Source organism: Paenibacillus sp. LBL (assembly GCF_029893715.1).
Lineage (GTDB): Bacteria > Bacillota > Bacilli > Paenibacillales > Paenibacillaceae > Paenibacillus_AQ > Paenibacillus_AQ glucanolyticus.
Window position 1 is genome coordinate 739,773 of record NZ_JARXYU010000001.1, and the last position, 12,950, is coordinate 752,722.

Genomic DNA, 12,950 nt, shown 5'->3' on the forward strand with positions numbered 1-12,950 from the left:
TTCATATATAGGGGGCACCGGAATGAAACATGTTTTGCCTAGTCTGGAATGCCTTATCCGTACGGATTACAGCATGATTCATCTGTCCAGCCTGTCAGAGCTTGAGAACGGTCAACACGAGGCGGCCGGAGTTCCTGTCTTCTTGGAGGACGGTCAGGGCCGTTATGGTTTGCTACAATTCGAAGCCCATGCCAAAATTCTTGATCAGCCCTGTGTAATGGATGTTGCTGCTGTAAATATAGATGAGTCTATACAAAGTATTGCGCAAGCATTCCGAGCGGCCCCTCTGGCGATTGTGGAACGTGACGGCACACCCGTTGGCTACATCTCATCAAGCGATGTGATCGAAGCTGCGCTGCAAGCGTTTCGCCATCTGGAGGCCTATTTCTCCACCACTTTGGAAACGCTTAATCCCGATGTCGCAATTACACTCATCAACGAGGAAGGCCATGTGGCTGTCTGGACATCCGGCGCGGAGCACATCTTCTCCATTCGCAGGGACGAGATTATCGGGAAGCCTGCTTCGGATTTTTTCCAAGCGGACCGTTTGCAGTCGCTCCGAACGCTCAAAACCGGCGAATCGGCGCATAAAATGCAGCATCGGCCTCGCCAGGATATGTTTGTCCTCATTAATTCCAACCCCATCACCTTAGATGATCAGATCATTGGCGCTGTAGCGGCAGAATCCGATCTGACTACACAAATGAGACTCCATCAGGAACTGCTCCAGATGACAACCAAAGTCCATCATTTACAGAAGGAAGTCGCCATGCTCAGCCCTTCCAGCGACCCTTTCCAGCATATCAAAGGAACTAGCCGAACCATCAAGAATAGCATCGATACCATCCGTAAGATCAGTACAACCAAAGCGACGGTTCTCATTCAAGGAAAAAGCGGCACCGGGAAAGAGCTCTTCGCCAAAGCCATCCACGATTCCCGTGAAGGGAGCAGCGCTCCGTATATCGCCATCAACTGCGGAGCCATTCCGGCTGCCTTGTTCGAGAGTGAGTTGTTTGGCTATGAGCGGGGAGCGTTCTCGGGAGCGGATCCCAAAGGCAAAAAAGGAAAAATAGAACTCGCGAGCGGCGGTACATTGTTCCTCGATGAAATCGGGGAAATGCCGCTGGAAATGCAGGTCAAGCTGCTTCGTGTGCTGCAAGAGCGCAGTTATTTTCCTGTTGGCGGCACACAGCTGAAGCGGACCGACTGCCGTATCATCGCAGCAACCAACCGTAATCTGGAACAGATGATTGCCGAAGGCAGCTTTCGTGAGGACCTGTACTATCGACTGAACGTAGTGTCTATCGAGATTCCTTCCTTGCGTGAACGCAAAGAAGATATTTACGAATTGACGCAATCCTTTTTACATGAATTCTCGCTTATTTACGGCCGGCACATCCAGTCTATTGCTCCCGATGTGTTAGAAGATCTGCTGCGGTACGACTGGCCGGGCAATATCAGAGAATTGCGCAACACCATAGAGCGACTGGTGATATTCTCCACCGATGGTGAGATCCGGCGCGAATATTTGCCTGACAACATTTACTCTGGCGACAAACAGCTGCCCGTCCCAGCCGATGATTCCAACAATATGAACACTCCCCCCATCACCGGAGAGGCGTTTCAAGCCGCGCTCGACGATTACGAACGGAAATTGTTATCCCAGGCATTAGCAGCCGTTAACGGTAACAAGCTGAGCATGGCTAAACAACTTGGCATTTCAAGAGCTACATTGTATAACAAGCTGAAACGGCTGAATCTTTGATGATGCACCGAATTCTAATTAATTGGACACTCTTCCATCACACTGTATAAAAGATTAGAACCTTTGCAGAGAAGTTCATGGTTTGAGAATCTTAATCTGAACCCGTTGCTAAACCCAAAAACCGCGAGTTATACTATACCTACTGAGGACGTGAAGAACACGCCGCTTCCATACGATGTATCCCGAATGAAGAGATCGGGCTGCATGGGTATGGGGCGGCTTTTTAATGTTTGTTTTTATTAAACAACCCAAAGGGGGTAGACCGATTCATGACACGTTTTGATAAGCAATATGAGTCTTGGATGCAAACAAATACCCTAAATGAAAAAAATCCGCGCAGACTCGAAATCCTCCATAAAGGATTAGGTCATGGAACAATCGAATTCCTGCGCTCGATATGGTTTCCGGCGATCGGTAATTTCAATGATTTGCATCCAGAGTGGGAAGTCCGTGATTTCAGCAATGGTTATCGATATTTGGACTTGGCTTATATGCCTGGCGGCGCGAGAGGAGGAATCGAAATCCAAGGATATGGTCCGCATGCCCGCGATCTTGACGTCAGAAGGTTCAAGGATTTGTGCCGCCGTCACTGCTTATTGGCCTTGGATGGCTGGACCTTTCTTCCGATTGCCTACCCCTCCATCGTCGACGAGCCAAAACAATGTCAGCAGCTCGTATTGTCTTTTGTCGGTCGATTTATTGCATCAGATGTCCCTGCCACCTTGACTTGGCTTGAGGCGGAAGCTGTCCGGTTTGCGCGAAGGCTTCTGCGTCCAATCACCCCACTGGAACTCGCCGATCACCTTAGGGTCAGCGACAGACACACAAGGCGCCTGTTGCATAGGCTGGTCGAGCTCCAAATACTAGACGTTGCAAGCGGGGAACGACGAGCTCGCACCTATAAACTCCGTTTATGATTAAGGGGTTATGCAGCAGTACTTTGCGGGCAGCCACATCCAGTAGCGCCACCCGTTGGTTGGTTGCCAGGCAGGGTGTGTGTTGCTCCCAGTAATCCTAGTAATCGAAACCACCATGAACCTCTGGTATCTGGGGGATCTCGAGGGTTCGGACAATCCGAGAATTTCGAGCGTTTCGAGGATTTTGAGCGTTTCGAGCATTCCGGGTACTTCGGGCATTTTTTCGGGGGCTTTAAGGATTTCTGGCATTTTGGGCATTGCGGCATTTCCTTCATTGAGGGCATTGAGGGCGCTTGCTGCTTCAAGCACTTCTGACATGTCGAGGACTTCGCTCCTCGTCAGCAGCGCTTCTTTCATGCCTCTTGTGCGGCTTCTCGTTTCGCATTGCACCTGCGTTGCCTCACGACTCTGGATGAGCCTATACTAAACTGGACACAGAATCCGTTATTATGAGAAAACTGACCTGTTTTTGAGAATTTCCGGACTCAGGATCCGTTATTTGCTTAAAACATCACTAAATATCGCCATTTTTTAAGTAATAACGGATCTGGTGTCCTCAAACTGACCATATACAACTACATGGGACGAAATAGCGGAACCTCTGTCCTCACATTTACTGGGCAGCTCTCGCATTTGCCATTTGGCGGTTGGGGTTGACGAGTGACAGTTAGCAAAGGTTTCTGTGTTCTGTAGTCTTTGGTCTGTGCGTTAGCGGTTGGGCGTGATTGTTAGTCGTTCACCGCTGTCTTCGTCGCGTTCATTGCTCCAGCACCTTGACCATGCCGGTCGAATTCAACGCTCGCCTTATCGCATCCTTGTCTCCGCCTTTACTTATTGTTTAGTAGCTCTACTGTTTACTGTTACTGTTACTGTTACTGTTACTGTTACTGTTACTGTTACTGTTACCGTTATTGTACTGTTGACTTTTACTTCATGCTATTGGCTTGTTTACGGTTTTTGCTTGTTGTTACTGTTTGCTGTTAATGCTTACTGCTACAGTTACTATTGGCTATTCACGCTTACTGTTACTTGCTTACTGCTACTACACATACTGCTTACTGCTACTGCTACTGCTACTGCTACTGCTACTGCTACTGCTACTGTTACTGCTCACTGCTACTGCTTACTGTCTACTGTTTACTTCTGACTGCTCACTGCTACTGCTTACTCTTTGCCGTTGGCAGCTTACTGTTAACTGTGGTCTTTGCCCGTTAGCATTAGCGTTAACCCATTACCACCGTCATCATCGCGCTTGTGTTCATGCCCTTGCCCTTGCCCGCAGCCAAATTAATTCAACCTATGGACCATTTCATACTTGTTGCCGCAGGGATCTTCAAAATAAACGGCATAATAGGTCGGACTGATCGGGAATAACCCTGGCCCGCTGTTAATGGTTCCCCCATACTGCTTCACAACCTCTGCGATATGATCAACTTCAGCCGGATCTTTCCCCCAGAACCCGATCAGATTGTCATTCGGTTGATGTTCGGGATCCTCCGTTATCGCAAAATAAGGAACACTTGGAAGCTCCCCTTGTGCTGCAAATACGTTCCATTGCTCGGAATGATAGGTGATGGTGAAACCCAGTTCATGCAGCAGCTTGTCATAAAACAGACTAACTTGTTCCCACGAATTCACTCGCAGGTCCATATGACTGAATCGATTCATCCTGCCACCTCCCTATGTTGTTGAATCGTTGTCAGTACCTCGTTCCAGTAACGCCTCATCACCTCTCGCATATAGACGTCTTCCAGCATTTCCTGATGAATCGCGATGGTGGTTTTACCGCTATTCGTAGATAGTACGTAGATTTGCAGCCGGGACGGGTTATCCCACGCCTTGCACTTCCATGTCAAACGCAGTTTATGATAGGGGATGACCACCGTAATCTTGCCGGACACGCCTTCCTTCGACTCATATTCATGCCCTACCCGAAACTCTATCGAAGGTACATCCCCTATCCATAGCGCCAGACCTTCCGGCGATGTGAGGAAGTCCCAAGCTTGCTCCTTCGTCATGGCCATCGTTTTTCTGACGCCAATCTGCACGCCTGCGTCTTTGGAAAATCCAACAGGAATCCGGCCCATGAGCTGTTCGTACATGACGGTGATCCATTCCCCCCACTCCTCTGACACCTGATCCAACGCGCAGATATGATTTCGGATCTGTTCATGAGACCATAGCTGGTCCACTTCCTGCCCAAGTTTGGCGACCCAGTCTTCCCACGAGCGTCCCGTTGCCTGTAACACATCTTGTCTAAAAATAGTGCCTGCCACCCTAATCTCCTCCTAACGCTGCCTTATGGAATTCATTATATAACGCAAACACTGACATAGAAGGTCAGTCTTTTATCATTGGGATTGATAATATTTCAACAAGGATTCCGTAATGTCGATCATGCCTAATTTCAATTCTTCAGGCTCCATGATTCGAATCCTCCCCCCGAATGATAGGAGATAATAGGCTACCTGGGTGTATAGCGTAAGCTCGTCCAGCCTGAACACCGCATGATCTGCTGTCCGCTCCTGCAGTGCATGACCGAGCAGCCAATGCTGACATAAATCGTCAATAGCTTGGGGGACACCTTGTATGTGCACGGAGACCCCATGCGGGTTGTTATCAGAACCCTGCTCTGCCAGCAATCCCTCCAACAAAAACTCACGGGCGGAGAACGGCTCCGGACGGACAAAGGAGTCAACGGTACAACGGATATCGCTCATACGATCGACGCGAAAGCTGCGTATTTCACCCCGCAGGTGGCAATAACCCACCGTATACCATTTGCTCTTCCAATGGACAAGCCCATATGGATCCAGGATACGTGTATGTATGGTACCATCATACCCTGTCTTATAGTTGATCTGGAGACGGCATTGATGGTCGAGATGCCAGCTTCAATCGCGGCAAGCATGGACATAAGCACGGGAGCTGTAGGCGGTTGGATGACCTCGATGCTATTTTCACGGCGCGTTAGACGCTCTAGCTGCTCCGGATTCGTATGCCGCTTGATTTTGGAAAGAGCTCGACTGAGTGGAGCTTTGGAAGGATAACCCGCTTCCCGTGCGAATGCAGCGGCGTGAAGAAGTGCCTTCTGTTCATCGGCATCAAAAAACAGGGGCGCAAGCTTGATAGGATCAGGGATGAAGTAACCCCCACCGCGTCCGATTTCGGAAACGATCGGCACGCCGGAAATGCAGAGGGCATCGATATTCCGGTATATCGTTCGAATATGTACGTCAAGTTCCTCCGCCAGCTGTTTGGCCGTCATTCTTCTTCGTGCCTTTAAGAGCCATAGAATCGCCAGCATATTATCAGCCTTAGACATCGTATTCAGTACTCCTCCCCTTCAGGATTCATTCATTTCACTTCCATTATAAATCACAAAAAACACAGGTTCAGAAATATCTCCCATGCTGCATCTGCTGTTGATGTGCCTACTCATTCCCTGCCAGCCGAGAGAAAAGCCGACCCTCTGCTGGAGCAGCTCTTCGTTCTTATTCCTTAAACACGACTTCGTTTTATCCATGTGAACGCAGATCGCTAGAATTAGCCTCTTTGTATCTAATCTAATAAGCTGCCTACGGTAATTAAACCTAACGACCTCCGCCGTTATCATGCTCCGCCTTGATGACAACGCTCCTCTTCATACGCCCTTCATCATCCCACTTGGCATTTTTATAACCTTTTTACATATTATGTATCTCTTGTCCTTGATATCTGGAAAAAGATTGGATAGGATTATACCTAAAAAACCAAAAACTCGTAAAGGGTGATGATGAAAGAGATTGGATGGTCCTGCCGTTGACGATGGACGAATCATTCTTGCAGGAGGCATGATATGAAAATTCACAACGCGATTCCATGGCGTGGAAACAAGCTGGAGCTGAAGAACGTCACTGCTTCCAACATCGCGGGTGCGATGATTTATACGAACCATACCACCTACACATTATATTCCGACTACACCATGTCCGGCGTGGCTGGAGGTCTATATGCTTCCGGCTCCAAAACCGCATCTGCTGCCAGTCCATCCTCCTTTGTTGAGATGACGTGGAACGGTGAAGGCGGAGATACTTACGGATTCTAAAAAGAATTGGCAGGCCCCACGGGAATTCGTCCTCAGGTGGCCTGTCGTTAGACTAGCTTAACAACCCGGCAGCGGTCATCCTCATTCATGCGGATCGGTGATTTCGCTTGACCCGCATAGGGAGAGCGCTTCCTGAATGGTCTCGTATACGATAGCCTTGGCCCTCTGTCCGGAGGTCAGCCTTCTTGTCCCTTGCCCTGCCCATAATGACATATAGTCCGGATTATTTTGGCGGTTGGCGGCGTTTCTAATATCGCGGGTCACCGTATTCTGCACGGGAAACGGAAGCGGCTCTAAACCAGTGGCATCCCAACGCCTGATAAAGGCATTGCGTATTCCTCTGGCTGGCCGTCCCGAGAACGCTTGGGTAATGACTGTGCTCTCTTCCGTGCTCTCCAGCAGAGCCTGCTTGTAAACCTCATGCGCCCCCGATTCCAGTGCCGTCAAAAATCGCGTCCCCATCTGGACGCCTTGCGCTCCAAGAACAAGCGAGGCAACAAGCCCGCGTCCATCCATAACGCCTCCCGCAGCAATAACCGGTATCTTCACCTGATCCACAATTTGCGGTACCAGGGAAAATGTCCCGATATTCGCACCCATCGGGTGCTCTGTCAGATCAAACGTTCCTCGATGTCCACCTGCATCGCTGCCTTGGGCAACAATGGCATCACAGCCCGCTTGCTCCGCCATCAACGCTTCGTTTACCGTCGTTACCATCGTAACCACCAGCAGGTTTGCCGCTTTTGCCTGCCGCATGAGAGGTTCAGGCAGAATGCCGAATGCAGTGCTGATGACAGGCACCTTCTCTTCAAGCAGAACCGTGAATTGCTTCTCAAACCAATCGGCAGCTGCCACTTGATCCGCACCCGCTTGAGGAATGCCCAGCGTTTCCCGCATCCGGTTCAGCTCATGCTGGACTTCTCCGATTCGATCCAAGTTATCCGAAGCCTGAGTGGCAGTAGAAGCAAAGAGATTCACGGCAAAGGGCTTATCCGTCAGCTTGCGGATATCCTGAATGCTTTGACGAATGGCGGCCGGCTCCATATAGGCTGCGCCCAGCGTTCCAAGCCCGCCTGCATCCGATACGGCGGCAACCAGATCAGCCGTTGACGGCCCTCCGGCCATTCCAGCCAGAAAGACCGGGTAGCGGATTCCGAACCGTTGGCATAACTCCGTGTATAGCTGCATATTCATGATTCCCTCCTTCGTTGTTACAGCTATTATCCTATGAAGACACAACAACTTCCATCGTAAAAAAACCGCTGAACACAATGATCTGTGTTGAGCGGTTTTTTCAAGTTTAGGACATTTTCACCAAGCTGTAGTTTTTCTTTCCTTTGCGGATGATGATGAAACGCCCGCCGATCGCTTGATCAGCCGTAACCTCATGTTCCAGGTCGCTGACGCGCTCGCCGTTCATGGAGATTGCGCCTTTCGTGATGTCCTCGCGGGCTTGCCGCTTGGAAGGCTCGATGCCCAGATCCACGAGCCAGTCAACGATATTCTTCGGCTCCTGCGTCGCTTCAAATGTTGGCATCTCCTTGAAGCCCTGCTCGATCTCTTCGGCCGTAAGCGATTGGATATCACCCGTAAACAGGGCTGCGGTAATGCGCTTGGCTTGCTCCAGCATTTCCTCGCCGTGCACGAATTTCGTCATTTCCTCTGCCAGCATTTTTTGTGCTTCGCGTTTATGCGGCTCGCTCTGAACCTTCTCGGCCAACTCGTCGATTTGCTCTTTACTCAAGAACGTAAAGTACTTCAAATATTTCACGACGTCACGGTCATCGGTGTTCGCCCAGAATTGGTAGAACTCAAATGGCGTGGTTTTGTTCGGATCCAGCCATATCGCGCCACCGGCGGTTTTGCCGAATTTCGTGCCGTCGGCTTTCAGCATCAGCGGAATCGTGAGACCGAATGCTTTCGCCTCGGAGCCTTCTTTTTTCCGGATCAGATCAAGACCGCTTGTAATGTTGCCCCATTGGTCCGAGCCGCCGATTTGCAGCTGCACGTCTTCATGCTGGAACAGATGCAGGTAGTCCACGGACTGCAGAATCTGATAAGTGAATTCCGTGAAGGAAATGCCGCTGTCGAGGCGGCTCGCCACAACGTCCTTCGCCAGCATGGAGTTGATGCTGAAGTTTTTGCCGAAATCTCGTAAAAATTCGATAATGCTAATCTTATGCGTCCAGTCGTAGTTGTTGACCATGCGAATTTGATTGTCGCCTTCCGTCACAAAGAGCTTTTTCATTTGCCCGGTCAGTGCATCCACGTTGGCCTGAACCTGCTCCAGCGTTTGCAGCGAGCGCTCGGTTTGACGTCCGCTTGGATCCCCGATAGTGCCGGTTGCGCCACCGATCAGAATGACCGGGCGATGACCGGCAAGCTGGAAACGCTTCAGCATAATAAAGGGAATCAGATGGCCGATATGCATGCTGTCGCCCGTTGGGTCTACGCCGCAGTATAGCGAGATTGATTTTTCATTCGTAAGTTCCCGGAGGCCTTCGGCATCCGTCTGTTGGTTGATGGCATCGCGCCATTCAAGTTCATCGATAATATTCACAGCATTAACACCCCTTCAATTCATTAATATCCTTATTACGAAACGTCCATCCTCGTTGAAAAAAACAAAAAATCGCCCCTTGTCTGTTATAGACATAGGGACGATTAATAACCGTGTTACCACCCAGATTGCACAATTGGACCGCCAGCTGCTGCTGCGCGCCGTTCATGCCGCTCATCAGGCGAGATATCGTTCGCCATTTCCGCTCGGCATTACCCGAGATACTCCAGAGTGTAATTCGCCAGCTTGGTGTGTACCGGGTTCCATCAACCCCCGGCTTTCTAGAACAGGGACCAAGCTGCTACTGGGCTCTTTCAACGCATGTCGTTTATAAGATTACAGACAGTATAGTGAAATAATAAATCGATGTCAACCAGCGTTCGCATAGGTAGTCTTACACAGGCGGCAAACCTGAATGAAGGTCCGGTTGTTCAACTGCTGCTCTTACGTGCGGCGCATATATGCACGTACCGTAATCGGAGCAAAGATAGCTACAATGACGGCAGCGCCGATCAGCGAAATCGCGAGATCCCATCCGACAATCCCGGAGTTGGTCAGATCCCGCACAGCCGTAACCAGATGCGAGATCGGATTGATGTTCACAAACCACTGCAGCCAGCCCGGCATGGTATCTACCGGAACGAACGCATTGGAGAGAAACGTGAGCGGGAACAGCACAATCATGGATATGCCCTGTACGCTTGAGGCCGTACGCGCAATGACACCGAAGAAAGCAAATATCCAACTGATTGCCCATGAACACAAAATTACCAGCAGCGCCGCGAGAGCAACGTAGCCAAGGCCCCCTTCGGGACGGTACCCCATAACATATCCCATGCTAAAGGTAAGCACCGTTGCTATGGTGTACCTGACGGTATCTGCCAGCAGGGCTCCGGCAAGCGGAGCAATCCGCGCAATAGGCAGCGACTTGAATCGGTCGAACACCCCTTTATCCATATCCTCGCGCAGTTGAACCCCGGTCACAACGGAGGTCGTAATCACGGTCTGAACGAGGATCCCCGGAATGATGACAGGCAAATAACTCAATACGTCGCCAGAGATCGCACCGCCAAAAATATAGGTAAACATCAAGGTGAAAATAATAGGCTGGAGCGTTACGTCGAACAATTGCTCGGGCGTGCGCCGAATCTTCAGCAGCCCCCGGTAGGCCATCGTCAATGAGTTTCGCAGCGTCTGACCGAGACTTGTGTGGTTTTTCAGCTGCCGCTCCTTAGCTGGCTTAATCATTGTGCTGCTCATACGGTTGTCACCTCTGTTTTATTGGATTCACGGGACGCTTGAGACGTCTCCTCTTTCACGCCATGACCGGTAATCGTCAGGAATACCTCATCCAGGGTCGGCTTCTGCACACTCATCTCGGACAAGCCAATTCCCGCCGAGCGAAGCTCGATCAACAGGTCTGCAACAAGGTCCGCACTCTCCATCGGCGCCGTAATCTTTCCAGCTTCCGGTGACACATTGACATGGACTTTCAGCACCCGTTCCACGGTATGACGAGCCCTGTCAATGTCCAGCGGGTTTTGGACCGTCAGATGCAGCGACGAAGTCCCCACTGACATTTTCAGCTCATCTCCCGTACCTTCGGCCACCACCCGGCCGTAATCGATGACGGCGATTCGGTCAGCCAGCTGATCAGCCTCCTCCAGATACTGCGTCGTGAGCAGTACAGTTGATCCGGTATTCACCAGCCTGCGGATCGTATCCCACATCTGTGAACGCGTGCGCGGGTCCAGCCCCGTTGTCGGTTCATCCAGAAAAATGAGCGGCGGCTGGGCAATGAGGCTTGCCGCCAGGTCCAGCCTGCGGCGCATGCCGCCGGAGAAATTTTTGAGCGGCCGCTTCGCCGCCTCCGTCAATCCGAATTCCTCCAGCAATTCTTCGGACTTGCGCCGTGCCTCTGTACGGCCCAGTCCCAGCAAGCGTGAGAAGATGATCAGATTCTCGGTGGCGCTGAGCGACTCGTCAACCGATGCGTATTGGCCGGTCACCCCGATTAATTGACGAACGATCTGGGATTCCGCAAGCACATCGTGCCCGAAGATTCGGGCGGAACCTGCATCCGGCCGCAGCAGGGTCGCCAGCATCCGAATGGTGGTTGTCTTGCCTGCACCATTCGGTCCAAGCACGCCGTAAATCGTGCCTGCGCGCACCTGCAAATTCACACCGTCTACTGCACGATTGCTGCCAAAGGTTTTGACAAGTCCATGTGCTTCAACAGCGAGGTCTCCATTGTTCGGTTCCATTCTCTTTCTGTATACATGCTCCACTTCTATTTCCTCCAATCCATTATTGATGATATGGGGATCGTAACACCCGTATTTAAACGGAATGTAAACCGTAAAATAAAATGGGCTCTTTTACGCGCCGCACACGAACCGTTCCTCCCCGCCGCTATGCTGTGCTGTGCAAAGGTAAACGTCAGACATAAGCAAAAAAACCGTTTCTTGGTTAAATGGAGGCACGTCCTGCCCATTTACGAAAGAAACGGTTCTTTTGTTATTTTGATGAGGTGAGGTCTTCGTCAAGCGAGCGAACTGCTCTAGGGGACAACCGGATCTTCCTCATCCTGATCCATCGTATATTTAATCTGCATCATAATATTTTGTTCATGATCTCCAAACTGACGGCCGAACAAATTCAGTCCGCCTTGATTTACGGCATCGGGTTTGATGCCGATACGCAGGCGCATTTTGGGGCTCTCGTTAATCTTAAGATGATCTAATGTAACATCGGACACTTTATCCATATCAAGGGTCGTCTTTTCGTGGTCCACTCGCCATGTTTTGAGAAAGCCGTATTGCGTAGCCCAATCATACCACCAATTCGGATTCAGTTTGCCGCGGCGGTCCCCGAAATCACCTGGACTTGTCCACATTCCAATCTCCACGCCGTTTACCCATACCGAAATATTGGACGGCCAATTATGATCATAATTCGGCGCTTCGGAACACATTTCCATGGACAGTCCAAGCGATTCAATGCGAGCTCCGGCCGGAATATCCATCGGCAGTAAATACTCCAGATACCCCTTGCGCAGCCAGATGATCTGGGCGTTCACATGCTTGGGGTGGTAAAAGCTCGCAGGCTCGTCTTCCTTAATGATATAACCGTCCGCATTAGCCATTCCGCAGGTGGGAGATACCTCGCAATCGCTGTAATGACCGATCGGCATCTCGACTTCATAAACATGCGTTACTCCCTTGGGCACCGAATTCTTCAAGTTCAGGGCAATGTGAATATCGTCGTAATTCCGGCTGCAGACCTTCATGGCCCCGCGGGAAGCCGGCAGCAGTTCAGTATTGATTAACTCGGCGGCTTCCAGCACTTTGATGTTGCTGGCTACTGTTGAGACCGGAAGTTTAAGCTTCTCGGCAATCTCGATAATATTTAAATTTTTGGAATTCAGGAGCCTTAGAATATCAACCCGTGAACGCGTTGACAAGGCATGGGATACCGTGACGAGTCTTTCCGGGTCGTTAAAGCCAAGTTCCAGCACAAATCTGCTCTCCTTTAAACTAAACATATTCATTACAATTATCTTACTTCTTAACGTGACGAAAAACAATCAAACTTGCAAAGGCTTACATCGTTGATCTATCA

The 12,950-nt window shown here is 50.4% G+C and carries 13 protein-coding genes and 1 other annotated feature; of the genes, 3 read left to right on the forward strand and 10 right to left on the reverse strand.

The window, feature by feature from the left end:
• The first annotated feature begins 22 nt into the window (after positions 1 to 22).
• Together M2277_RS03490 and M2277_RS03495 are read left to right on the forward strand one after the other, a co-directional pair.
• The gene (locus tag M2277_RS03490; RefSeq protein WP_280754139.1) at positions 23 to 1,765 is read left to right on the forward strand and encodes a sigma 54-interacting transcriptional regulator; all 1,743 of its coding nucleotides are present in this window, start codon (positions 23 to 25) and stop codon (positions 1,763 to 1,765) included.
• Positions 1,766 to 2,034: 269 nt separating this feature from the next.
• Positions 2,035 to 2,682: a transcriptional regulator gene (locus M2277_RS03495; RefSeq protein ID WP_076152122.1), complete on the forward strand. Its 648-nt coding sequence runs from the start codon at positions 2,035 to 2,037 to the stop codon at positions 2,680 to 2,682.
• Here the strand turns inward: M2277_RS03495 and M2277_RS03500 are convergent, their stop codons facing one another.
• The 5 genes from M2277_RS03500 to M2277_RS03520 all read right to left on the reverse strand — a co-directional run bounded on the left by M2277_RS03500 (position 2,683) and on the right by M2277_RS03520 (position 6,007).
• Positions 2,683 to 3,039 carry a hypothetical protein gene (locus tag M2277_RS03500; RefSeq protein ID WP_076152123.1) on the reverse strand — a complete coding sequence of 119 codons (357 nt, stop codon included), beginning with the start codon at positions 3,037 to 3,039 and terminating at the stop codon, positions 2,683 to 2,685. It abuts the gene before it with no gap.
• 930 nt (positions 3,040 to 3,969) lie between these two features.
• A complete protein-coding gene (locus tag M2277_RS03505) occupies positions 3,970 to 4,350 on the reverse strand; it encodes a VOC family protein (RefSeq protein ID WP_006211977.1) in 381 nt (126 codons plus the stop codon).
• Positions 4,347 to 4,958: an SRPBCC family protein gene (locus M2277_RS03510; RefSeq protein ID WP_280754140.1), complete on the reverse strand. Its 612-nt coding sequence runs from the start codon at positions 4,956 to 4,958 to the stop codon at positions 4,347 to 4,349. Before M2277_RS03510 ends, M2277_RS03505 begins: the two co-directional genes overlap by 4 nt.
• A gap of 75 nt (positions 4,959 to 5,033) precedes the next feature.
• Entirely contained in the window at positions 5,034 to 5,513 is a 480-nt protein-coding gene (locus tag M2277_RS03515) for a helix-turn-helix transcriptional regulator (protein WP_280754307.1), read from the reverse strand.
• Entirely contained in the window at positions 5,399 to 6,007 is a 609-nt protein-coding gene (locus M2277_RS03520) for a helix-turn-helix transcriptional regulator (RefSeq protein ID WP_280754141.1), read from the reverse strand. Before M2277_RS03520 ends, M2277_RS03515 begins: the two co-directional genes overlap by 115 nt.
• A gap of 513 nt (positions 6,008 to 6,520) precedes the next feature.
• Between M2277_RS03520 and M2277_RS03525 the strand changes: the two genes are divergently transcribed.
• Positions 6,521 to 6,769, forward strand: a complete 249-nt coding sequence (locus M2277_RS03525; protein ID WP_063480333.1) for a hypothetical protein — start codon at positions 6,521 to 6,523, stop codon at positions 6,767 to 6,769.
• A gap of 81 nt (positions 6,770 to 6,850) precedes the next feature.
• On the opposite strand, the gene M2277_RS03530 is transcribed toward M2277_RS03525, so the two are convergent.
• The 5 genes from M2277_RS03530 to M2277_RS03550 form a co-directional block, all read right to left on the reverse strand.
• Positions 6,851 to 7,963, reverse strand: a complete 1,113-nt coding sequence (locus M2277_RS03530) for an NAD(P)H-dependent flavin oxidoreductase (RefSeq protein WP_280754142.1) — start codon at positions 7,961 to 7,963, stop codon at positions 6,851 to 6,853.
• Between the two features lie 106 nt (positions 7,964 to 8,069).
• Positions 8,070 to 9,329, reverse strand: a complete 1,260-nt coding sequence (tyrS, locus tag M2277_RS03535; protein WP_036643250.1) for a tyrosine--tRNA ligase — start codon at positions 9,327 to 9,329, stop codon at positions 8,070 to 8,072.
• A gap of 93 nt (positions 9,330 to 9,422) precedes the next feature.
• Positions 9,423 to 9,656: a binding site (T-box leader), on the reverse strand.
• A gap of 117 nt (positions 9,657 to 9,773) precedes the next feature.
• Positions 9,774 to 10,589, reverse strand: a complete 816-nt coding sequence (gene tetB(58), locus M2277_RS03540; protein WP_006211984.1) for a tetracycline efflux ABC transporter Tet(58) subunit B — start codon at positions 10,587 to 10,589, stop codon at positions 9,774 to 9,776.
• On the reverse strand, positions 10,586 to 11,617 hold the full coding sequence (locus M2277_RS03545; RefSeq protein WP_006211985.1) for a daunorubicin resistance protein DrrA family ABC transporter ATP-binding protein: 1,032 nt from the start codon (positions 11,615 to 11,617) through the stop codon (positions 10,586 to 10,588). Before M2277_RS03545 ends, tetB(58) begins: the two co-directional genes overlap by 4 nt.
• 272 nt (positions 11,618 to 11,889) lie before the next feature.
• Positions 11,890 to 12,846 carry an ArsR/SmtB family transcription factor gene (locus M2277_RS03550; RefSeq protein ID WP_280754143.1) on the reverse strand — a complete coding sequence of 319 codons (957 nt, stop codon included), beginning with the start codon at positions 12,844 to 12,846 and terminating at the stop codon, positions 11,890 to 11,892.
• Positions 12,847 to 12,950: the final 104 nt, after the last annotated feature.